Raw genomic sequence first — 20859 nt, 5'->3', positions numbered from 1 at the left:
ACACGCTCGCAGCCATGCTCCGGCTCGGTCTCAACATCGCCGCAGGATTGCCCGCGGGCCACGCCCACAACGTCGTCGACGATCTCGTCGCTCGCACCCGAGCCGCCGCGGCCGCGGGGCTGCCCACGGCATGGCTGCCCCAGGGTTACGCCCACGACACCCTGACCAGCCTCGCCGCCATCGCTCGCGAGGTGCCGGGCATCGAGCTCGGCGCCTCGGTCGTGGTGGTCCAGCCCCGCCATCCGCGGGTGCTGGCCGCACAGGCCCAGACGGTGCAGGCGGCCTCGCACGGGCGGCTCACCCTCGGCCTGGGCGTCAGCCATCCCGGCCTGCTCGAGGTCTACGGCATTCCGTTCGCACAGCCGGTCGAGGCGTTGCGCGACCACCTCGACGTCCTGCTCCCGATCCTCGACGGCAAGGCCGTGCCCGGGGCCACCGGGGTCGGATCCGACGCCGCCTCGACGACCGTTCCTGGCGCGGTGCCGCGCGTGCCGGTTCTGCTCGGTGCGCTCGGCCCGAGGATGCTCCGGCTCGCGGGCGAGCGCACCGACGGGACGATCACGTTCCTCGCCGGGCCGCGCACGATCGGCGAGCACGTGGTCCCGTTGCTCGGCCGAGCGGCGGCAGCCGCGGGGAGGCCACGACCGCGGGTGGTGGCCGGGCTGCCGGTCGCCGTCACCTCGTCGCCGGACCGGGTGCGGGCACAGGTGGCGCGGGAGAACGAGGCCCTGGCGGCACTGCCGTCGTACCGCACCGCACTCGACCGGGACGGGTTCGACGACGCCGGCGCGATGGTCATCGCAGGCGACGAGGACCTCGTCGCCGCCGACCTGTCCCGCTACGCCGGCCTCGGTGTGACCGACGCGCTGATCAGCCTCGTCGGCGAGCCCGCGGAGAGGCAGCGGACCCTGCAGCTGCTCGGCCACCTCGCCGCCGATCACCGCACCGTCCCCTCCGGAGCGCCGCCCCCCTGAGCGGGATCCAGGCGGGGCGCCGTCCCGGACCGGTCGAGAAGGGACGCCACGAGCGCGACGAGCGCCAGCACCGCGGAGAGCAGGATCCCCACGGAGAAGCCGAGACGGTAGGTGGCGAGGTCCCCGGGTGCGGCGACGGCGACGAACACGCCGCCCGCGGCGGCCAGGCACAGCGTCGAGGCGATGCGCTGGGAGACCTGGAAGAAGCCGGCCGCGAGGCCGTTTGCCCCGGGCGGGGCGTGGGCGAGCGTGAGCGCCTGGTTCGGCGAGGTGATCAACCCCCCGGCGGCCCCGGTGAGCAGCTGCGACAGCACCACCGCGGCGAGCAGCGCTCCCGCGGGGAGCACCCCGACGAGCAGCAGCATGGCCGCCAGGGTCGCCACCAGCAGCCCGAGCATCCAGGTGACCGAACGCCGCCCGTACCGGCCGACCACACGCCAGCCCAGCGTGGAGCTGATCCCCATCGCGACGGCCGCGGGCAACGTGCACAGCCCGGCGACGAGCGGGCTGAGACCCAGACCTTCCTGGAGGAACAGCGTCACGACGAGCCCCAGCCCGAGGGCCGAGCCGAACCAGCACATCGCCACCACGGTGCCGAGCACGAACCCGCGCGACGCGAAGAGCGCCGGGAGCAGGATCGGCGTCCCGCCCTGGCGCGCGGTGCGCCGCTCCCACCCGACGAGCACCGCCCCGGCCAGCACCGCAGCGGCGAGCCAGCCGGCGACGACCACCGGTCCGGCGCCCCCGACGCCGATCACCGGCAGCAACACGCAGACGGTGACCAGCCCCAGGAGCGCGGTACCGACGACATCGAGGTGTGCCCGCCGCGGTGGCCTGTCGGAGTGCGGCAGGTACCGGGCCGCCAGCAGGCAGGTGACCAGCCCGAACGGGATGCTGAGTGCAACGGCGAGCCGCCAGCCGAGGGCCGGGCCGGCGAGCCCGAGCACCGCGCCACCGGCCACCGGGCCCGCGATCGCGGACAGCGAGCCCACAGCGGCGTAGGCACCGAGGGCACGGACGCGGGCCGCTCCCGTGAATGTGTCCTGGATCAGGCCGATGACCTGCGGGTTGGCCGTGCCTGCCCCGATGCCCTGCAGCAGCCGCGCGAGAACCAGCATCCACGGGTCGACGGCCAGGACCCCGATCACGCTCGCCACACCGAACAGGCCGAGGCCGGCGATCAGCAGGCCGCGCCGACCCCGGGCGTCGCCGAGCCTGCCGGCGGGTACCAGTGCGAGGCCGAACGTGAGCGAGTACCCGGCGAGGATCCACTGCACGTCGGCGCGGCCCGCCCCCAGCTCCGCGCGCAGCGCCGGGACCGCGACGTTGAGGACCGACTGGTCGAGGAGTGTCGCGAAGCCGGTGGCGAGGCAGATGGCCAGGACGATCTTCTGCCGGGCCCGCTCAGGGGAGCTGACCGGACCGGCCGGTGCGGAGTGAAACTCGCGGGTCGAGGTGTCGCGCATCGAACGGCTACGACTGCTCTGCCCACGCCGCGGCCAGCAGTTCGTAGGACCGCACCCGGTCGGCGTGTCCGTGCGTGATCGTCGTGATCAGCAGCTCGTCAGCAGCGGTGACGTCACGCAGCGCCCGCAGTCGCTCGACGACCGTGCTCGCCGATCCCACGAACTGGGTAGCCACCCGGTCGGCCACCAAATTGCGCTCGTCGTCGGTCCAGGTCAGCGCCGCGGCCTCGGCGGGGGTGGGGAACGGGATCGCTCCCACGCCGGTGCGGATGCTGCGCACCCACGGGGCGTAACCGGCCGCGAGCTCATGAGCCGTCTCGTCGTCGGGCCCGACCACCACATCGGCCGAGACCATCACGTGCGGGGCGGCCAGCCGGGCCGACGGCCGGAACGCGGCCCGGTACCCCGCCACGGCCTCGAGCACTGAGCTGGGGCTGACGTGATAGTTCGCGGCGAACGGCAGGCCTCGCGCACCGGCGACCTCGGCGCTCTCCCCACCGCTGCTGCCCAGAATCCATGGCTCGAAACCGGCGTCGGCGCCCGGGACAGCCTGCACGGGCACCCCCTCGGGGGTGCGGTAGCTGCCTTCGACGAGCGCCAGCACCTGCTCGACGACCTCCGGATACGGCGGCGTCCTCGCCTCGGGCTGACGGATCAGAGCGGCCTGCGCCCGGAACCGCGGCGAGGCGAGCAGGCCCGCGAAGGAGAACCGCGACGGAATGACCACCCCGCCGACCGTTCGCGTGCCGACGGCGACGCTCTCGACCGGAGCCGGGGCCGGGGGTGGGGTGCGCGGGCCACCCGAGCGGCCGAGACCCAGGTCGATCCGGCCCGGATACAGCGCGTCGAGGGTGCCGAACTCCTCGACCACCGAGAGGGGGGTGCGGTGGCCGGTCTGGACCGCTCCTGAACCGACCCTGATGCGGTGGGTCTCGCGCGCGACGGCGGAGATGAGCAGCGCAGGGACGGAGCCGGCCACCCCAGGGTTGAGGTGGTGCTCGGCGAGCCAGAATCGCCGGTAGCCCAGCCGCTCGGCATGCCGGGCGAGGTCGACGGTGTGCTGCAGCGCCTCCGCGACCGTCGAGCCGGAGGAGATCGGGGATAGATCGAGAACGGACAGGGGAGTGACCGGCACGGTCATCGGGGGAGCTCCAGGGTGTGAGGCACGGCCCGAGCGCCCTGCACGTCACTCACGGTGGGGCAGCCCGGGAAGGGACCGACGGGGAGATCCGGGTCAGCGACAGAACTCGTCGAACGCCAGACCGCGCCGCGAGGGCCAGAACCCCTCCAGGAAACATCCTGGTTCCATGAGCATCATCGTCGTCCGGGACGGCCGTGCAGACAAGTATGCCGCCGAACCGTGCCCGACTCCTGCCCTTGAATCAGCGGTAACGCCAAGCGAGCGGCGAGAGCGTGACAGCGACCTCCGCGACTCGCCGAGCCGTCTCGGTCCGCAGGTTCTTGCGTGTGGAGTCGATCCAGCCGTCGACGCGGTGAACGCCGATATCGCGGTACTCGACGGCCTGCAGCAGCATCTCCAGGGCGTCGGCGTCCTGGGCGCACTGCGCCTCGACTGATTCGCAGAGTTCGAGCTCGTCGACGGCAGCACGGATGACGTCGCGGGCGCGCTCGGGCATCTTCGCCGTCTGATCGGCGGTGATGTCACGCGGTTCTGGTTTGGCGAGATAGGGCCGCACGGTGTGCGGAAGGTCGCCGGTTCGGGTCTCCTGGGTGTCGTGCCAGAGCGCAAGGAAGGCAGCCCGCTCTGGGTTGGCACCCTCCTCGGCGGCGAGCATCGCGGCAACCTGCGCGACGCGCATGCTGTGCTCGGCAACCGATTCCGGATCACGGACACCCGCGTGCCACCAACCGGATCGCCGGATCCGCTTCAGCACACCCAGTTTGTACCCGAATGCCGCGATACCAACGGCGTCTTCATCCGGCACGCATCGCGGTCCGCCTGACCACGGACACCGGCGACTTCTTCATAAAGGCATCCCCACGTGTGTCGGGCAACACCGCACGTTGCACAAGCGACACCTGCCGGGGCGTGAGTGCACGCGAGATGCGGCCTACCTGCACGCGCATCTGGGGACGGGACACCCGCCGTCCCCGCTCGCCCGCACCCAGGGCCCGACTCGCGCGCACCCAGGGCCCGACTCGCGGGGTGCGTCTGGGGTTCAGCCCCGCTCGGGCGCCCGCCACCGGGCGGGGTGAACGGTTCGCGTATTCTTGTCGGCAGTTCCGCGGCGAGGGCGGGTGACCTTCTAGCCCGCCGTTATCGACGCAGCTCCGGCCCGACCGGTCTGCCTCGCCGCGCGCATCCGTTGCACCGCATGCTGATCGAGGAGAAGTACCGTGGCCGAGGCCCGTATCGACGCCGAGACCCGCACGGAGTTCGGCAAGGGCGCAGCCCGCCGCACCCGCCGTGCCGGCAAGATCCCCGCTGTGCTCTACGGGCACGGCACCGACCCGCAGCACCTCGCGCTCCCGTCGCTGGAGTTCGCCCGGGTCGTCCGTGATCAGGGCCGCAACGCGGTGCTGACCCTCAACATCGGGGGCAAGCCGCAGCTGGCGCTGACCAAGACCGTCGTCACGCACCCGATCCGCCCGTACATCGAGCACGTCGACCTGCTGGTGATCCGGCGTGGCGAGAAGGTGGCGGTGGAGGTGCAGGTCGTCGTCATCGGCGACGCCGCCCCCGGCACCATGATCACCCAGGAGCTCAACACTCTCGAGGTGGAGGCCGACGTCTCGAGCATCCCCGAGCAGATCGAGGTCTCGGTCGAGGGCCTCGAGATCGGCGCGCAGATCCACGCGTCGGACGTGCCGCTGCCCGAGGGCGCAGAGCTGAAGGCCGACCCCGAGCTCCTCGTCGTCAACGTCGTCGCCTCGCCGACCGAGGCCCAGATGGAGGCCACGGTCGACGCCGAGGGCGCGGGCGTCGTCGAGGAGCCCTCGTCGGCCCAGCCCGAGAGCTGAGCATGGCGCCGGGCCCCGCTCTGGTGGTCGGGCTCGGCAACCCGGGCCCCGAGTACGCCGAGACCCGGCACAACGTCGGATTCCGCGTCGTCGAACTGCTTGCGGCGCGGGCCGGCGGTGGCCGGTTCTCCCGGCACAAGTCCAATGCGGACGTCCTGGAGGGCCGGCTCTCCGGGCGCCGCGTGGTGCTCGCGAAGCCGCGCACCTACATGAACGTGTCGGGCGGCCCGGTAGCCGGGCTCGCCAAGTACTTCTCGGTGCCTGCCGAGGATCTCGTCGTCGTGCACGACGACCTGGACCTCGGCTTCGGCGTCGTCCGGCTCAAGCGCGGCGGCGGCGAGGGCGGCCACAACGGGCTGCGCTCGATCAGCTCGTCGCTGGGCACCAAGGACTACCTGCGGGTGCGGTTCGGCATCGGCCGCCCGCCCGGTCGCCAGGATCCCGCCGACTTCGTGCTCAAGCGCTTCTCCGCCGTGGAGAAGAAGGAGCTCGACCTGGCGGTGGACCTGGCCGCCGACGCCACGGAAGCGCTGCTGGAGCTGGGCCTCGAGCCGGCGCAGAACCGCTTCCACGCCCTCTCGGGCTGAGCGCACGCCACCGTCAGCGGGCGCGCAGCAGGTCTCCCGTCGCCGCCCGGCGCAGCTTCCCGGATGGCGTCTTCGGCAAGCTCCCCGGCCCCAGCACCACGACCTTCGCGGGGCGGACACCCACAGCCGACAGCACCCGGCCCGTCACTTCCTTGCGGATCAGTTGTTCGGCCTCGGCGTCGCCGGCCTTGCGCGACTCGACGGCCACAACGAACGACTCGCGGTGCCGCCCGCCGTCCTCGCCCGCGAACTGCCGGACGGCCACGGCGTTGCCCGCGCGCACGTCCTCGGCCGTGGCGGCGGCCCGCTCGATGTCGGTGGGGTAGATGTTGCGCCCGCCCATGATGATCACGTCCTTGCGGCGGCCGCAGACCACCACCTCGGTTCCGATGAGGTAGCCCTCGTCCCCGGTGTCGAGCCAGCCGTCGGCGTCCTGCGTGGCGACGGGCCCGTGCACCGTGAGGTAGCCGGGGGTCACCGAGTCGCCGCGCAACTGCAGCACCCCCACCTCGCGCTCACCGAGCGCGGTGCCGTCGTCGCCGACCACCCGCACCTCGATGCCCGGCAGCGGCGGGCCCAGCTTGGGGAAGCGCCGCACCGGCCCGTCGCCGGGAGGGGCCGCACTGCGGTGCGTCTCGAGCTGCTCGGCGTCGATCTCGTCCACCTCGAGCCCCGTGTCGATCGGCGCGAACGACACCCCGAGCACGGTCTCGGCCATCCCGTACGCGGCGAGCACCGACTCGGGACGTAGCCCGAAGCGCGCGCCCCCCGACGTGAACGCGGCGACCGCGTCGGGGTCGATCGGCTCGGCGCCGTTGAGGGCGATGCGCAGCGAGGAGAGGTCCATCGACCCGTCGTCGGCGCGGGCGAGCTGGCGGGCGAGCACGGCGTAGGCGAAGTTCGGCGCAGCCGTGACGGTTCCGCCGTATTTCGAGATCAGCTCGGCCCACAGCAGCGGGCGGGAGAGGAAGTCGAGGGGTGTGACGCTCACCAGCTCCAGACCGGTGGTCATCGGGACGGTCAGGAAGCCCACCATCCCCATGTCGTGGAACAGCGGCAGCCACGACACCATCACGTCGCGCTCCACCACGAGCTGCGACGCCGCCACCATGCCGGTGATGTTGGCGTGCAGGTTGCGGTGGGTGATCCGCACGGCCTTCGGCTCCGCGGTAGATCCGCTGGTGAGCTGCAGGAGCGCGGTGTCGTCCTCGGCGGCCACGCCCGCGTCCGGCTCGATCGAGGGTCCCTCCGCGGCGAGCTCGTCGAGCGTGCGGAACGGGACGTCGCGCTCGGTGAGCACGGGGGCCAGGGCGTCGAACGGCGCGCCGAGCAGCACGAGCCGCGCGTCGATCATCCGCAGCACCTCGAGGGTGTCCTCGGCCCATGCGGCGAGGTCGGTGCGCGCCGTGGGCTGGTGGAGCATGGTGACACTGCCCCCGGTGAGCCAGACGGCCTGCGCGGCAGGCGCGATCGAGGCCGGCTCGCCCGCCAGCACCCCGACCGCATTGCCCGGCTCGAGCCCCGGCACCTCAGCGGCGCCCGCCCGCAGTGCCGCTGCCATCCGCCGGGCTGTGGCGTGCACCTCGGGCCACGTGCGCCTAACCGGCACCTTCGGCTCGCCTGTGGTCATGCCTCGGGGGGAGTGGGCAGCGGAGTCCAGCAGCATCACCAGAAACCGCGACATACTGCGAGCCTACGGGCCGGACCGTGACGGGGCGCGCACCACAGCGATCCCGGCATCACCGTTAGCATCGCTTCGTGGCTCACCTGCCTTCCACCGCTCTCACCGCGGCCGTCACCGACGCCCTTCCGTCCGCGCGCGCGGACCTGGAGCGGCTGGTGCGCATCCCCAGTATCTGGGCTGATCCGGCGCACGCCGAGGACACCCACCGCAGCGCCGAGGCCGTCGCCGAGCTGGCGCGTGGGGCGGGCGCGGCGGACGTCCGGATCATCGCGGCGGACGGGGGCGCGCCCGCGGTCGTCGCACACTTCCCAGGGCCAGCGGGCAGCCCCACGGTGCTGCTCTACGCCCACCACGACGTGCAGCCCACCGGTGGCGACGACCAGTGGAGCAGCCCGCCGTTCGAGCCGACGGAGCGCGACGGCCGGCTCTACGGGCGCGGTGCGGCCGACGACAAGGCGGGCGTCATGACCCACCTCGCGGTGCTGCGCGCGTACGGCGGGCGCCCGCCGGTGGGGGTCACCCTGTTCATCGAGGGCGAGGAGGAGTCCGGCTCCCCCACGCTCCCGGCGCTGCTGCGTGAGCACCACGAGCTGCTCACCTGTGACGTCATCGTGATCGCCGACGCCGCCAACCCGGCCGTCGACGTCCCGGCGCTCACCACGAGCCTGCGCGGGCTCGTCGACGTCACCGTCGAGGTGGCGATGCTGGAGCAGCCCGTGCACTCCGGCGTGTACGGCGGCCCGGTCGGCGACGCCCTCACCGCGCTCTGCCATGCGCTCGCGGCCCTGCATGACGAGCGCGGCGAGGTGGCGGTCCCCGGGCTCGTGCACCGCAGCTCCGAGGCCCCCGACGTCGACGAGGCCACGTTCCGCTCCGACGTCCGGCTGCTGGACGGCGTCGAGCTGCTGGGCAGCGGCACGATTCCCGACCGCGTCTGGAACAAGCCGGCCGTCGCGGTGCTGGGCATCGACGCGCCGCGGGTGGTTGATGTGTCCAACGTGCTGCTGCCGAGGGCCCGCGCCGCGGTGAGCCTCCGGCTCGCGCCCGGCGACGACACCGCCAAGGCGCAGACTGCGCTCGCCAACCACCTGGAGGCCAACGTGCCGTGGGGTGCACAGGTGACCGTCACTCCGGGCACCGGCACCGCTGCGCCGTTCAGCCTGGAGAGCACCGGAAGCGTCTACGACGCGGCGCGCCGCTCGTTCGCCGAGGCGTACGGCAACCCGGTGGTCGAGACGGGTATCGGCGGCTCGATCCCGTTCATCGGGGAGTTCGCGCGCACGTTCCCCGGCGCCACCGTCCTCGTGACGGGCGTCGGCGACCCGGCGAGCCGCTGGCACGGCATCGACGAGAGCCTCGATCTGGCGATGTTCGGGAAGGCGGTGCTCGCCGAGGCGCTGCTGCTCGCGGAGCTCGCTTCGGACGCCACCTGACTGGTAGGGGACAACCCGGTACCCCCGGGGCACACTGACGCCGTGCGGATCATGCTGCTGGGCGCCGACGAGGTCCGGCCGATCGGCACCGGAAATGATCCACGGCCCGCATCTCTCGGCGGCCTGCGCCTGCGCGGATTGTTGGCCCGGCTCTCGCTCGACGCCGGGCGACCGGTCGCGGTGAACCAACTGGTCGACGACCTCTGGGGCGAAGCCCCGCCCGATGGGGCCCCCAACGCGCTGCAGGCCCTGGTGTCGAGGCTGCGCCGCGCGATCGGGGCGGATCTCGTCGACACCGCCGCCCGCGGTTACCGGCTCCGGGTACTCCAGGATGCAGTCGACGCGCACAAGTTCACGACACTGCTCGCCGAAGCGGACGCCGCGGGTGACGCGAACGCGCACGCCCTTCTCGGGCAGGCACTCACGCTGTGGCGCGGGCCGGCGCTCGCCGACGTGCTCGATCTGCCGTTCGCTAGGCCGGTGGCACACCGGCTGGCGGCCGTCGCCGAGATGCCTCGCGCCAAGGGGCTGGCGGTCCTTATGGAGGTGGCCAAGCCCTGACGACTCGCTCGGCCCGGCCCGCCACTCCCGTCGACGTGGCGACGGGCCGTCGTCGGTCAGGTCTTGCGCTGGTAAAGGGCCACCGCGAGCGGGGCGAAGATCGCCACGACCACAGCGGCTGCGATCAGCGCGGCCATCGCCGGGCGACCGACCCACCCGTGAGCAGCACTGTCACGCCGTCAGCGGCGAGCGCGCCGACTTGTCCCACACCTCGTTGCGGTGGCGCGGATCCGGGTGTCGGTCATCCCGTTCTCCGTCCTGAAAGGCACCCCCGGTGGAGTTCCTTCATTTCCGGCCTCTCTATGCCTTCTCTCCTGACCGAGGAGGTCTCGAACTGCCGCGCAAGCCGCCCCGGGGGCCACTCACTGGAGGAACGGTCATGAGATGGCGGTAGGTGACGGTGTCGGTCGGCTCGCCGACGGGCCGGCCGCCGACCTCGACCCAGGCGTGCGCGGCGAACGGCGGTGTGCGCACGCCTGTGCACCAGGTGGGCCAGACACCGCGGATCCGGCACACGAGCGCAGTCGCGAGGGAGCGCTGCAGGCAGAACCGGCCCGAGCAGAGGACGCTGACCGCGACGACATCCTGGCGGGCGGCGAGGGCCTGCTCCGGTGTGGCGGCAGCGGCTCCGCGCCTGAGCAGCTCGAGCACCCGCCGGATTCGCGCTGGCGGCATGCGGGCCAGCATCCGGGCGGTGCCGACGGCGAGGTGGACGGCGACGCGACGGCCCACGGGCGGCCGGTTTCCGCGGTGCAGCGCCTGGCTCACGCCGCCTCCTCGCTGGCGCTCGTCGGCCGCGTTCGCGGCACTGCTGTATGTGTCTGACGGTTCGCGCGCACGCTCGCTCACGTGACCACCAGTCCGGCCGCGCGGAGCCGCTCCAGCAGGTCCGCGACGTCGGCGGCGGCCCGCTCAGGGCCGACGGCGTAGACCTCGGTCAGGCGCTGGGCCGCGTCCTCATCGGCGAGCACGGCGTCGAGGATGAGCGCCCCCGACCGGTTCATCTGGAAGTAGCGGCCGGTGCGCTCGTCGAGGAGCACGCGCGCGTCCTCCGTGTCCACGGCGACGACCTCAGTGCGCAGACGCATGGTGCTCCTTCCGCAGGTAGGCGGGCGTCGGGTGGGCTTCGAGGTCGCGTAGCCACATCTCGTGGCCGAGCGTCTGCTCCAGCGGCTGCGCCGGCACGGTGGCGAGCTGAGGGCTGAGCAGCGCCCGCCGTAGCGAATCGGCGTCGGCCAGGCCGTACCGGACGAGCAGGGAGTCCTCGGCCAGCGCGGCGAGTGCCGGGCGCTGCAGCTTCAGGCCCGAGAACCACTCGTGGCCCGAGTGGTCCTTGGTGGTGCGGGTCAGCACCTCGTCGGGGACCAGGCCGCGCATAGCGCGGACCAGCAGCGGCTTGTACGCCCACGGCGAGGCGGTCGCCTCGGCGCGGACCGCGAGGCAGGCCTCGATCACCCTGTCGTCGCAGAACGGCGAGTCGGTGACCAGCCCGCGCATGGTCATCTGGCGGCCGAGCCGGCCGACGGTCTGTGCCTGGTGGATTCGCGCATGACGACCGCGGGCCGGGTCGAGCGGCTCGGCCTCGGTCCGACGCAGCAGGGCCGCGACCGCGGCGGCCGCGTCGCCACTTGCCCATGGGGGCAGCCTCGGCGACGTGCCCCACGGCTCCGGCCATTCTGTCGGCGGAGCGGTCAGCGAGTCGCTCGCCGCGGCCAGCCACCGACGGTACGGGGTGCGGTCCAGCAGCATCCGGGCGGTGGCGGCCGCCGGCCACCGGTGCCGCGCCCGGTAGCCCATCGCGTTCCGCAACGCCTCAGGCGGGGAACGGCGGAGCAGGTCGTGCACGTAGGAGGGTGGGGATTGCACCACGTGGTCGCCGCCGTGACCGCACAGCCGAAGGCGCACGCCGCGCGCCAGCAGTTCCTGGTCGATCGCGTCCTGCTGCGCGTCTTCCCGCACGCTCATCGTCGGTTCGTCCTCCGAGCGGCCGTCGCCGAGCGACCCGATCCCCGTGAAGAAGGCGGGCAGCTGGTCCGGCCCGTAGACCAGGCGTTCGCAGCCGGGCAGGTGGGCGGCGGCCCGGTCGGCCCATACCGCGTCCTCGTTGCCGGCCGCCGCCCACCGCAGCGTCACCATCACCAGGTTGGCGCCGGTCCGGGCGGCCAGGAAGCACAGCGAGGTGGAGTCCAGACCACCGGACAGATCCATGCCGAGCACCCCGCCGCCGCGGGCCCGCAGCTCCACCGCCTCGAGCAGCGCCTTGCGAAGCGCGTGCGCCCCCTCCTCCAGCGGCAGCTCCGGCTCCGGCGCCTGCCACCAGCGCCGCACGTGGGCCGCGCCGGTCGGGTCCACGGTCAGCACCGATCCACCGGCCAGCGCCTCGACGCCCTGCCACAGTGCGGTGTCCTCCATCGGGTGCGGCGGCTGCGGGTACGCCATCCGCATCGCCAGCTGGCCCTCGTCCAGCGGCGCGCCCGTGAGCCACGCCAACGTCCTGGCTCGGTCGGCGGCGACCGTCACGCCGTCCATCAGCGCATGGAAGACGCGGTGGGTGCCGGACATGCTGCCGCGCACGCGCACACGCCCGTCGAGGGAGGCGATCAGGTGAAGGGCCCCCGCCAGCTCCGGCTCTTCACCTCGCGCCGCCCACCGCGAGAGGTCCGCTTCGGTTGCCGAGAAGGTGCCGATCGCGGCCACCCGGTTCGCGTCCGAGGAGCCGACAGCAATCCCGTCGCCGGCCCAGCAGCCCATCAGCCAGGGACGGCCCGACGCATGCGCTATCGACCCGCACGCGAACGGCTGCACGCGGCGCGCGATCGCGAGCGCCTGCTCCGAGTCGGGCAGGACAAGGAACCAGCGCCCGCTGTCCACGGGAACTCCCCCCTCAGAGTTCGGCTACTGCGTACAGACCGGCGGCGAGCGCCGGCTCCCGGGTCGAGACGACCAGGAGCCGGCGCCCGCCGCACGAATTGGCCTGCGGAGCGCCTGGTTCAGGAACCGAGGTACCGCATGGCGGGGCGCCCCTCGGGGTAGACGTAGCCCGCCCCCATCGTCTGCTCCGCGAACCCGCCGACCTCGACGAGCGCGGGCGGCTCGTAGGTCTCCTTGACGACCGCGGCCGGCTCGTAGGTCTCCATGCTTTCCATCGGAACCCCTCCCCTAGGTGGACGATCAAAATATGTCTACTCCATACAGTATGTCAATAATGCCCGTTTATGATGCCGGGCCGTCACAGACAAGGGTGAGTAACGGGCCTTGTACTCCAGCCGCAGTTCGTTATGAAACCCCGGGTGCGTCGCTTGTAGCGACTGGAGCGGGCTCGGTATTCGTGGCGTCTGCGCCAACGCGACCACGCCCAGAGGAGTGCCCGACTGGGGGTCTGTATCAGGTGTGCCATGAGACGGCGGATCTCGCCGAGGGTGCACCCGATGAGGCCGCTGCCAGGGCTTTTGGGGCGATCGCGGCGGTAACCGAGAGATAGGTGTGGGCGAGCATCGCGAGGGTGATGTGGCGGTACCAGGCGTCGTAGCGGCGGACCTGGTACTGGTCGAGCCCGACCTCGCTCTTCGCGGTCTGGAAGCACTCCTCGATCGCCCAGCGGGTACCGGCGACATGGATGAGCTCGTCGTCGGAGGTGCCGGGCGGGCCGGCGCACAAGTAGTAGGCCAGCTCCGGTTGTTTCCCGGCGTCGAGCTGGTCGGGAGACAGGATCTGGCGACGGACCAGCAGCCAGCGACCCCAACCCGGCGGGGTGTGCTCACCGACGGACACGGAGGCGACGGCCCAGTCGAACAACCGCGGCCCCTTCGCTCCCTCCGCGCAGCTGAGACGCTTCCAGGCCTGGTCGGGTGCCGCCGCGGCGGCGGAGTCAGCGCGGCTGGATCCGGCGCGGCTGGATCCGGCACCAGCGGGGATCGTCTGGCTGGGGATTGTCTGGCTGGGCGGCACGGCCACGACATAGCCGACCCGGCGACGTTCGCACCAGATCCGGAACTTGCGGTTCTGCCCGTAGGCCTCGTCCGCGGCCACCCACGACGCCGGCACCCCGGCGTCCAAGGCACGACCCAACATCTCCTCGCCGAGCACGGCTTGGGTGGAAAACCCGATCTCGTCCGGCACCGCGGCTTCCCGGCAGCGGTCGCGGTCACCGATCCAGGTCTTGGGCAGGTACAGCTCCCGGTCGATCAACGTCCGGCCCTTCGACGTGGCGTAGGCCAAAAACACCCCGAGCTGGCAGTTCTCGATCCGCCCAAAGGTGCCGGAGTACTGCCGCTGCACCCCGGCGGACTTGACGCCCTTCTTCAAGAACCCAGTCTCATCCACGATCAGGACCCCGCCAGGCTCACCGAGGTGCTCGACGACGTAACCGCGCACGTCATCCCGGACCCCGTCGGCATCCCAACTCGCCGCGTTCAGCAGCCGCTGCATCCCATCCGGCGTCGCATCCCCGGCCACCTCGGCCAGCGTCCAGCCGTTCTTGCCGGCCAACGGGGCCAGCAGCCCGCGCACATACGCCCGCGCCCGCCGCCGCGGCTCCGCCCGAAAGAACCGCCCCGCAACCCGCGCGAACAGCCCGTCCAACCCACCCGCCCAGGCCTCGAGATCCGCGTCCCCCAGCACAAGATCGAGAGACTAAACCATCAAGATCACGAACTGCGGCTGAAGTGTTAGCCCGAGTGGCCCCGAGGGGATCGCGATTTCACGCCCTCGGACGTCGTCGGGCCTGCACCTCCTCGCGAAGGCGCCAGGCGTCGGCGACCGGTCCAAGGTGCCCGAGCTTGTCGGGATTGATCACCGTGCGAATCGTCTGGATCCGTCCGTCGAGGATGTCGAGGGCCATGATGGCGAGGACCTTGCCGTCCCGGTCCTGGAGGATCGCGCCCGGCTGGTCGTTCACCTCCCGCGGTTCCACCAGGACGATCCCGCGCAGCAACGGGGCGAACGCGCCGATCAGCCGGGCCACGTTCTCGGACCCGACCACCGGCTTGGCCAGGGCAGGACCCTTGTCCCCGCCGTCCGTGACCGTCAGCACGTCGGCCGCGAGCAGCTCCTTGAGCCCGTCGAGGTCGCCCTCCCGGAAGGCGTCGAAGAACCGGGCGGCGAGCTCCTCCCGCTCCCGGCGGTTGGCCTCGAACCGTGGCCGACCTTCTTCCATGTGTCGGCGTGACCGCACCGCGAGCTGACGGCACGCCGCCTCCGAGCGCTCCACGGCCGTCGCGATCTCCGGGAAGCCGAACCCGAACACCTCTCTCAGCACGAAGATCGCCCGCTCCAGCGGGCTCAGGCGCTCCAGCAGGAGCAGCGCCGCCATCGACACCGAGTCCGCCAGCTCCGCCGACCGCTCCGGGTCCTCGTACGGGTCGGTCAACAGCGGCTCGGGGAACCACGGCCCGACGTACTTCTCCCGCCTGACGCGGGCCGACCGCAGCACGTCGATCGAGATCCGCGTGACCACGGCCGACAGGAAGGACTTGACCGACGCGGGCTTGGTCGCGGACGACTCGTAGCGCAGCCAGGTCTCCTGGACGGCGTCCTCCGCCTCGGTCACGCTGCCTAGGATCCGGTAGGCGATCGCGAACAGCAGCGGTCGCTGCTCGGTGAACTCCTCGGTGCGGGTCAAGTCGTCAGCCTGCCACCGATTGCGCGTCCCGACGGGTCGCCCGGTCGGCGTGCGGCCAGCGGATCGCCCCGGGCATACGCCGTTCGACGCCGACCGCGGACACCACTCCCCGGACCTGGAACCACTTCGCCAGAACGGCAGCCCGGCCGGTCCATGCCCGTCCCTCCGCCACGTCGTTGCGGGTGGTCGGCTGCAGCACGGCGTGGCGGCGCCCCAGACTGACGGCGCGTGCCGTGAATCCGAGGTCGAGTGCGGCGCTGGTGTCCTGGCTACCCATGCAGCCGTCGTCGGGCAGACGCCCGAGCGCTTCGGCGCGCAGCAGGTCGGCCGCGTGCGCTGCGGAGGGGAACGCGAACTGGCACGACATGCTGTGCCGGTCGCCGCCCGGGCCGGGTGCGTGCCCGGCATCGCCCACGGCCAGCACGGCCGGATGGGAGACCGACCGCAGAGCGGTGTCGGTGAGTACCGCGCCCTGGAGGTCGACGGCGATCCCGGCCTCACGCGCCAGCGGCGGCGCGGCGAACCCGCCGCACCAGACGGTCAGCTCGGACGGCACCTCGTCGCCGTCGTCCAGCAGCAGCCGGTCTGGCTCCACAGCCTGCACCCGTGTCCCGCCGAGAGTCTCCACGCCCAGCCGACCCAGCGTGCTGCGCACGTGCTCGCCCGCCCGCGGGGTGAACCACCCGCCGACGTCGCCCGCCGTCACCAGCCGCACCCGCACGTCCGGGCGGCTCTCGGCCAGCTCGGCGACCGTCTCCAGGCCCGTGAACCCACCGCCGACGACGGCGACCTCCGCACCCTCCCGCAACGCGGCGAACGCGGGGCGCATCCGGTGCGCGGACTCCAGGTCTCCTACGGCGTGGACGTGCTCGCCGCCCGGGACCGGCGCGCGTTCGGTGGTGCTCCCCGTGGCGATGACGACCCGGTCGAACGAGACGTCGCGCACGCCGTCGGGCCCGGAGACCCTGGCCCGCCCGGCGTCGGGATCAAGGTCCGTGACATACCCCTCGACGAAGGTGACCCCCGTACCCAGCATGTCGCGCAGGCTCGGAGCAGGGACCTGCCGCCCGATGGCGACGTGATGCAGGCGGAGCCGGTTGACGAAACCCGGCCGCGGGTTCACCACGGTCACGTCCACGCGCCCACCGGACCGGCCGGCCAGCCGGACGGCGGCCGTGGCACCGGCGTACCCGGCGCCGACGACCAGGACCCGCATCCTGCTCTTCGGTGATGTGGTCTTCGATGCGCTCATACCCACGGGACGAGGTGGTGCTCCCGGCTGTGACATCACCTGCCGACGATGTGACGGACTCAGCGGTCGGCCTCGCCTTGCTTAGGCGGGCCACGACCAGCAGGGCTTGCCCGCCGGTATCGAGGCGTCGCCACCGGGCGCGGCTCCGGCCCGTGCGGATTGCCCGCGCGGCCTGAAGCGGAGCAAGATCACCGGCTGCAACGTCACGTCGATCAGCGCCTCCGGCGAGTAGACCGTCTTGATGATGCCGCGCCAGGCCAGGGTGGCCCCGTGGCGCAGCGTCGACGGGATCGCCGTGACCCGGGGAGCGGCGCCTGCCTGCGGGGGTGTGGCGGCCCGGCGGGTGGTGGTCGCGGTGCTCACGCCGCCTCCTCTCCGGCAGCGCCGGCGCCTGCTTCGGCGGGCGCGGCGGGACGACCCGTCAGCGTCAGGAACACGTCGTCGAGGCTGGGCAGGCGCAACCCCCGCTCGGCGACGGCGAGTCCGGCTTCGTCGAGGGCGCCGCCCACGCGGTGCAGCAGGCCGGTGTCGGCACCGGGGACGATGAGCTCGCCTGCGGGGTCGACGATCGGCTCGAGGCCCGGCGCCAGCCACGCGACGAGCGCAGCGACCACGGCGATGTCGCCGCGGTGCATCGGCCGGACATGCAGCCGCCGGCCGCCCACCTCGGTCTTGAGGGTGGCGGGGGTGCCGGCGGCGATCACCCGCCCCCGGTCCAGCACGACGAGGTCGTCGGCCAGCTGGTCGGCCTCCTCCAGGTACTGCGTGGTCAGCAGTACGGTCACGCCTTCAGCAGCGAGCGTCCGGACGCTGTCCCAGACCTCGTTGCGGTGGCGCGGGTCGAGGCCGGTGGTCGGCTCGTCGAGGAACAGCGCCTCCGGGCGGCCGATCAGGCTGACGGCGAGGTCGAGCCTGCGACGCATGCCGCCCGAGTACGTCCGCACGCGCCGACCAGCCGCCTCGACCAGCCCGAACCGCTCGATCAGCTCGGCCGCCCTGGCTCGCGCGGCGCGCCGCGGCATGTCGAGCAGGCGCGCGACCAGCACCAGGTTGTCGACGCCCGACAGCGCCTCGTCGACTGCCGCGTACTGCCCGGTCAGGCCGATCCGGCGACGAACGGCGGGCGCGGCGGAGACGACGTCGTGCCCGAGGACGCTCGCCCGGCCGGTGTCGGGACGCAGCAGCGTCGCAAGCACCCGGACCGTGGTGGTCTTACCGGACCCGTTGGGCCCGAGGAGCCCGAGCACGGTGCCGCGCCGGGCGGTGAGATCGACGCCGGCGAGGGCCCGCGTCTCCTTGAAGTTCTTGACCAGGCCCTCGACCTGGATGACGGATTCCATGCCGTCGACCCTGCGGGGCGATGCGCGGACCGGCCCTCCGCCGCCCATCGAACGACGGGGGCCGGTCGCGTCTGTGCGGTACTCCCCATGGGTCCCCCAACCCGACCCGCACGAGAACGACGCTAGCCCAAGCGACGGCCGGGGGGATCGGTCGAAAGGTTGATCCCGCGGGACACCAGACCTCCGATTGACCGCGCAGCCACATTCCGGGCGGCAGATGTCCTGGACGTGGCTTTCCTGGCGTTGGCGTCACCGCGGGCGCAGGCCATCGCGGACCACCGCGAACACCCGCTCGCGCAGGCCGGGATCCGGGTCGGCGCGGACCGTTGCGAGGAGCCCCTTCAGCAGCGCGACCAAGTCGGTCACCGTCAGCTCCGCGCGCACCGCTCCGGCCGCCTGGGCTCGGCTGATCAGCACACCGAGCGCCTCGTGCAGCTCGCCCACCGCGTCGGCCATCCCGTCCGTCCCCACCCCGTCGAGGGCGTCGGGCAGGTCACGCTTTGCGCTCACCTCGTCGGCCACCCGGGCGAGGAAACCGTCGAAGGCCGCGCCAGGGTCGGACGCGTCGGCGCGCTCGCGCGCGTCGGCCGCGAGGTCCTGCACGCGGGCCAGCGAGACGGCCTCGAAGAGCGCTTCTTTGGTCGGGAAGTGCCGGTAGACGGTGCCCGGGCCCACGCCGGCAGCGCTGGCGATGTCGTCGAGCGGCACCGCGAACCCGTGCTCGGCGAACGCCTCGCGCGCCGCCGCGAGCACCTTGTCCCGGTTGCGGCGTGCGTCCGCGCGCAGCGGGCGGTCAGGCACGGCGACCGGGTTTGCTAAACGGGGCGTGCGTTCCGTATCGTTGAAGCGGGGTCACCGTTCCGATTCTATGGAGGAGACGCGCATGAACGCAGAACCCAGCAGGAACCCTCGCGAGGTCGTCGAGCAGGTCCGCCGGATGGTGGCCGGCGAGGGCGTCCGGTTCGCCGACCTCTTCGCGCCCGACGGCGTGCTGCGCTACCCGTTCGCCCCACCCGGGATGCCCCGGGAACTGGCCGGTCGAGAGGAGATCGCCGCCTATCACGGCGCCGCGGCCGGCCAGCGCGACATGTTCGCGATCGAGGGGGTCGACGTCGTCGTCCGCGATACCGACGACCCGGAGGTCGTGGTGGCGGAGATCGAGCACCACGGCCGCTCCCAAGCCACGGGCGGCCCGTACCGGTTCCGCGCGCTCGGCGTGATCCGCGTGCGCGACGGCCAGATCGTGTCCTACGACGACTACATGGACCCGATCGCGATGGCCGCGCTGCTGGGCCGCACCCCGGACCTGGTCGCCGCGCTGTCGGCCGCCTGACCACCTGGCATGACGAGGCGGCCGGTGCCCCCCACGCACCGGCCGCCCGCGTCCCGCAGACCGTGGCTCAGAGGTGGCGGACGTCCTGCCACAGCTGCGCCCATGGTCGGTTGCGGCCCTCCAGCAGGAAGATCGGGGTGCCCTGCGCCAGGTTGTTGACGCGCACGTCGTTGTCCAGCGCTCCTACCTGCCTGACGCTGTCGAACGCCGGGGCGACGTCGGTCGGGTCCCCGATGAAGACCACCGCCCCGGAGTCCTCCGGCGGCACCCCGAACCACCCAGCCCCACGCGAGTAGCTGTAGGAACGCAGCTCCGACGCGAAGTACTGCACGGCGGAGTAGGACCAGTAGTCGCCGGAGACGACCACCGCGTCCCGCGCGACGTGCGGCGGTAGTGCCCGGTACGCGGCATGCACGTCCTCCACCATCTGCGGCCAGCCGATCTCGTCGAGCTGGAAGTTGCCGATCATCAGCGGCTTGTCAGCGTGCGCGGACACCGGCTGGATCGGCAGCACGTTCCCCAGGCCGAGCAGGAGCACCGTCACCGCGTACACCGGCCACGTCGGCACCCACCGCCACCAGACCGCCGGCCGGTACTGCTCGACGCCGGCCGCACCCGCCGCCCACAACATCGGCAGCAGCCCCGCGAGGTAGTACGGGCGGCCACCGACCAGCATGAACAGCACGGCAACACCCAGCGCGGTGACCCCGAGGAACCGCAGGTCGGGCGCCCGGAGGAGCCGTACGATCCCGTACACCCCGAGCACAGAGCCGACCAGCAGCCCGGCTGCGAAAAACCCGAGCGGCAGGAACCCGAGCATCCCGCCCGCGTACACACTCTCGGCCGCGATGATCCGGCCCATCTCCAGCTGCGGCCAGCCGTTCTGCGCCTGCCACACCAGCGTCGGGACCGTGGTGAGCACGGCGATCGCCCCACCGAGCCAGAGCATCGGCCTCCGCAGCATCTCGCGCGGCCCACAAACCAGCACGGCGATGATCGCGATCACCCAGAAGCCCACGATCAGGAACTTCACCTGCAGCGCCAGTGCCGTGACGATCCCGGCCGCGAGCAGCAGCCCGTCCGAGCGGGTGCGGACCCAGCGCACCAGGAGCCACGTCAGCGCGATCCACAGGGCTGGGTCGAGTGTGGACGTCGCCAGCAGGTGCCCGGTGGCCAGCATCCCCGGCGACACCGCGACGGCGCCCGCCGCGAGCAACTGGGCGCGCCGCCCGCCCCCGAACTCCCTGGCGAGCAGCGCCCCCAGCACCACCGCCGCGACGATCGCGAGCGTCGCCGGGATGCGCAGCACCGCTACCGAGCCCGGCGCGATCGTGTCCATCGCGAGCGCGATCAGCGGCAACAGCGGCGGCTGGTCCGCATAACCCCACGCCAGGTGGTTGCCCGCGGCGATGAAGTACAGCTCGTCGCCGAAGTACCCGTACTGCCCGCTCACGGCCGTCAGCAGCACGCCGACCGCCGCGGCCACCGCGATCACGGGCCCGCGTGCAAACGCCGGCACCGTGCCGACCGGCCCCCGTTCGGCCTCTGTGGTGGTCATCGCTCCCCCTTCGCAAGGGACCGCGCCGGCCCCGCGAAGAAGGCTAGGAACGCCGCGCGCTGCGCGGAT

At 72.6% G+C, this 20859-nt stretch carries 21 protein-coding genes; 6 read left to right on the top strand and 15 right to left on the bottom strand.

The features are described from left to right. Window positions 1-14: 14 nt before the first annotated feature. Window positions 15-974 (top strand): TIGR03564 family F420-dependent LLM class oxidoreductase, encoded by a 960-nt coding sequence (locus ABD143_RS04125; protein ID WP_343971403.1) that lies wholly within the window; start codon window positions 15-17, stop codon window positions 972-974. On the opposite strand, the gene ABD143_RS04120 is transcribed toward ABD143_RS04125, so the two are convergent. The 3 genes from ABD143_RS04120 to ABD143_RS04110 form a co-directional block, all read right to left on the bottom strand. After that, window positions 938-2440 carry an MFS transporter gene (locus ABD143_RS04120; RefSeq protein ID WP_343971400.1) on the bottom strand — a complete coding sequence of 501 codons (1503 nt, stop codon included), beginning with the start codon at window positions 2438-2440 and terminating at the stop codon, window positions 938-940. The two genes, ABD143_RS04125 and ABD143_RS04120, sit on opposite strands and share 37 nt — an antisense overlap. Window positions 2441-2447: 7 nt before the next feature. Continuing rightward, entirely contained in the window at window positions 2448-3581 is a 1134-nt protein-coding gene (locus ABD143_RS04115; protein ID WP_343971397.1) for an LLM class flavin-dependent oxidoreductase, read from the bottom strand. 241 nt (window positions 3582-3822) lie between these two features. Continuing rightward, window positions 3823-4386: an HD domain-containing protein gene (locus ABD143_RS04110; protein ID WP_343971394.1), complete on the bottom strand. Its 564-nt coding sequence runs from the start codon at window positions 4384-4386 to the stop codon at window positions 3823-3825. A 412-nt stretch (window positions 4387-4798) separates the two neighbouring features. Between ABD143_RS04110 and ABD143_RS04105 the strand changes: the two genes are divergently transcribed. Both ABD143_RS04105 and pth read left to right on the top strand, forming a co-directional pair. Continuing rightward, the gene (locus ABD143_RS04105) at window positions 4799-5422 is read left to right on the top strand and encodes a 50S ribosomal protein L25/general stress protein Ctc (RefSeq protein WP_343971391.1); all 624 of its coding nucleotides are present in this window, start codon (window positions 4799-4801) and stop codon (window positions 5420-5422) included. A 2-nt stretch (window positions 5423-5424) separates the two neighbouring features. Continuing rightward, window positions 5425-6009, top strand: coding sequence for an aminoacyl-tRNA hydrolase (gene pth / locus ABD143_RS04100; protein WP_343971389.1), 585 nt, complete (start codon window positions 5425-5427; stop codon window positions 6007-6009). Window positions 6010-6022: 13 nt separating this feature from the next. Here pth and ABD143_RS04095 read toward each other — a convergent pair whose 3' ends face one another. Further along, window positions 6023-7693, bottom strand: a complete 1671-nt coding sequence (locus tag ABD143_RS04095) for a fatty acyl-AMP ligase (protein WP_343971386.1) — start codon at window positions 7691-7693, stop codon at window positions 6023-6025. A 74-nt stretch (window positions 7694-7767) separates the two neighbouring features. Here ABD143_RS04095 and ABD143_RS04090 point away from each other — a divergent pair, with 74 nt between their 5' ends. Continuing rightward, window positions 7768-9126 carry a dipeptidase gene (locus ABD143_RS04090; protein ID WP_343971383.1) on the top strand — a complete coding sequence of 453 codons (1359 nt, stop codon included), beginning with the start codon at window positions 7768-7770 and terminating at the stop codon, window positions 9124-9126. Between the two features lie 51 nt (window positions 9127-9177). Further along, entirely contained in the window at window positions 9178-9687 is a 510-nt protein-coding gene (locus tag ABD143_RS04085; protein WP_343971652.1) for an AfsR/SARP family transcriptional regulator, read from the top strand. A 300-nt stretch (window positions 9688-9987) separates the two neighbouring features. Here ABD143_RS04085 and ABD143_RS04080 read toward each other — a convergent pair whose 3' ends face one another. From ABD143_RS04080 to ABD143_RS04035, 10 genes are all read right to left on the bottom strand, one after another. Continuing rightward, a complete protein-coding gene (locus tag ABD143_RS04080; protein WP_343971380.1) occupies window positions 9988-10455 on the bottom strand; it encodes a lasso peptide biosynthesis B2 protein in 468 nt (155 codons plus the stop codon). A 77-nt stretch (window positions 10456-10532) separates the two neighbouring features. Beyond that, window positions 10533-10775 carry a lasso peptide biosynthesis PqqD family chaperone gene (locus ABD143_RS04075; RefSeq protein ID WP_343971377.1) on the bottom strand — a complete coding sequence of 81 codons (243 nt, stop codon included), beginning with the start codon at window positions 10773-10775 and terminating at the stop codon, window positions 10533-10535. After that, window positions 10759-12558 carry an asparagine synthase-related protein gene (locus ABD143_RS04070; protein ID WP_343971374.1) on the bottom strand — a complete coding sequence of 600 codons (1800 nt, stop codon included), beginning with the start codon at window positions 12556-12558 and terminating at the stop codon, window positions 10759-10761. The genes ABD143_RS04075 and ABD143_RS04070 overlap by 17 nt, the downstream gene beginning before the upstream one ends. 119 nt (window positions 12559-12677) lie before the next feature. Next, on the bottom strand, window positions 12678-12833 hold the full coding sequence (locus ABD143_RS04065) for a lasso RiPP family leader peptide-containing protein (protein ID WP_343971371.1): 156 nt from the start codon (window positions 12831-12833) through the stop codon (window positions 12678-12680). A gap of 238 nt (window positions 12834-13071) precedes the next feature. Beyond that, the gene (locus ABD143_RS04060; RefSeq protein ID WP_425563736.1) at window positions 13072-14307 is read right to left on the bottom strand and encodes an IS701 family transposase; all 1236 of its coding nucleotides are present in this window, start codon (window positions 14305-14307) and stop codon (window positions 13072-13074) included. A gap of 79 nt (window positions 14308-14386) precedes the next feature. Beyond that, window positions 14387-15307, bottom strand: coding sequence for an RNA polymerase sigma-70 factor (locus tag ABD143_RS04055; RefSeq protein ID WP_343971368.1), 921 nt, complete (start codon window positions 15305-15307; stop codon window positions 14387-14389). A 4-nt stretch (window positions 15308-15311) separates the two neighbouring features. Further along, a complete protein-coding gene (locus tag ABD143_RS04050; protein ID WP_343971365.1) occupies window positions 15312-16523 on the bottom strand; it encodes an NAD(P)/FAD-dependent oxidoreductase in 1212 nt (403 codons plus the stop codon). A gap of 117 nt (window positions 16524-16640) precedes the next feature. Continuing rightward, window positions 16641-16922, bottom strand: coding sequence for a hypothetical protein (locus tag ABD143_RS04045; RefSeq protein WP_343971362.1), 282 nt, complete (start codon window positions 16920-16922; stop codon window positions 16641-16643). Then, window positions 16919-17899 (bottom strand): ATP-binding cassette domain-containing protein, encoded by a 981-nt coding sequence (locus ABD143_RS04040; RefSeq protein WP_343971359.1) that lies wholly within the window; start codon window positions 17897-17899, stop codon window positions 16919-16921. The genes ABD143_RS04045 and ABD143_RS04040 overlap by 4 nt, the downstream gene beginning before the upstream one ends. A 249-nt stretch (window positions 17900-18148) precedes the next feature. Next, complete coding sequence (locus ABD143_RS04035; RefSeq protein WP_343971356.1) at window positions 18149-18700, bottom strand: TetR/AcrR family transcriptional regulator; 552 nt, start codon at window positions 18698-18700, stop codon at window positions 18149-18151. A gap of 82 nt (window positions 18701-18782) precedes the next feature. On the opposite strand from ABD143_RS04035, the gene ABD143_RS04030 reads away from it, so the two are divergent. Then, entirely contained in the window at window positions 18783-19232 is a 450-nt protein-coding gene (locus ABD143_RS04030) for a nuclear transport factor 2 family protein (RefSeq protein ID WP_343971354.1), read from the top strand. A 67-nt stretch (window positions 19233-19299) separates the two neighbouring features. Here ABD143_RS04030 and ABD143_RS04025 read toward each other — a convergent pair whose 3' ends face one another. Beyond that, a complete protein-coding gene (locus ABD143_RS04025; RefSeq protein ID WP_343971351.1) occupies window positions 19300-20790 on the bottom strand; it encodes a glycosyltransferase family 39 protein in 1491 nt (496 codons plus the stop codon). Between the last annotated feature and the right edge of the window lie 69 nt (window positions 20791-20859).

The organism is Pseudonocardia aurantiaca (assembly GCF_039526725.1).
GTDB lineage: Bacteria > Actinomycetota > Actinomycetes > Mycobacteriales > Pseudonocardiaceae > Pseudonocardia > Pseudonocardia aurantiaca.
Note: the sequence above shows the minus strand (reverse complement) of the source record. Positions and strands in the feature narration are given on the sequence as shown.

Coding starts and splice junctions, on each gene's coding strand:
- ABD143_RS04125 (WP_343971403.1), top strand. CDS start 15: ATGCTCCGGCTCGGTCTCAACATCGCCGCAGGATTGCCCGCGGGCCAC.
- ABD143_RS04120 (WP_343971400.1), bottom strand. CDS start 2,440: ATGCGCGACACCTCGACCCGCGAGTTTCACTCCGCACCGGCCGGTCCG.
- ABD143_RS04115 (WP_343971397.1), bottom strand. CDS start 3,581: ATGACCGTGCCGGTCACTCCCCTGTCCGTTCTCGATCTATCCCCGATC.
- pth (WP_343971389.1), top strand. CDS start 5,425: ATGGCGCCGGGCCCCGCTCTGGTGGTCGGGCTCGGCAACCCGGGCCCC.
- ABD143_RS04095 (WP_343971386.1), bottom strand. CDS start 7,693: ATGTCGCGGTTTCTGGTGATGCTGCTGGACTCCGCTGCCCACTCCCCC.
- ABD143_RS04085 (WP_343971652.1), top strand. CDS start 9,178: ATGCTGCTGGGCGCCGACGAGGTCCGGCCGATCGGCACCGGAAATGAT.
- ABD143_RS04075 (WP_343971377.1), bottom strand. CDS start 10,775: ATGCGTCTGCGCACTGAGGTCGTCGCCGTGGACACGGAGGACGCGCGC.
- ABD143_RS04065 (WP_343971371.1), bottom strand. CDS start 12,833: ATGGAAAGCATGGAGACCTACGAGCCGGCCGCGGTCGTCAAGGAGACC.
- ABD143_RS04050 (WP_343971365.1), bottom strand. CDS start 16,523: ATGCGGGTCCTGGTCGTCGGCGCCGGGTACGCCGGTGCCACGGCCGCC.
- ABD143_RS04040 (WP_343971359.1), bottom strand. CDS start 17,899: ATGGAATCCGTCATCCAGGTCGAGGGCCTGGTCAAGAACTTCAAGGAG.
- ABD143_RS04030 (WP_343971354.1), top strand. CDS start 18,783: ATGAACGCAGAACCCAGCAGGAACCCTCGCGAGGTCGTCGAGCAGGTC.
- ABD143_RS04025 (WP_343971351.1), bottom strand. CDS start 20,790: ATGACCACCACAGAGGCCGAACGGGGGCCGGTCGGCACGGTGCCGGCG.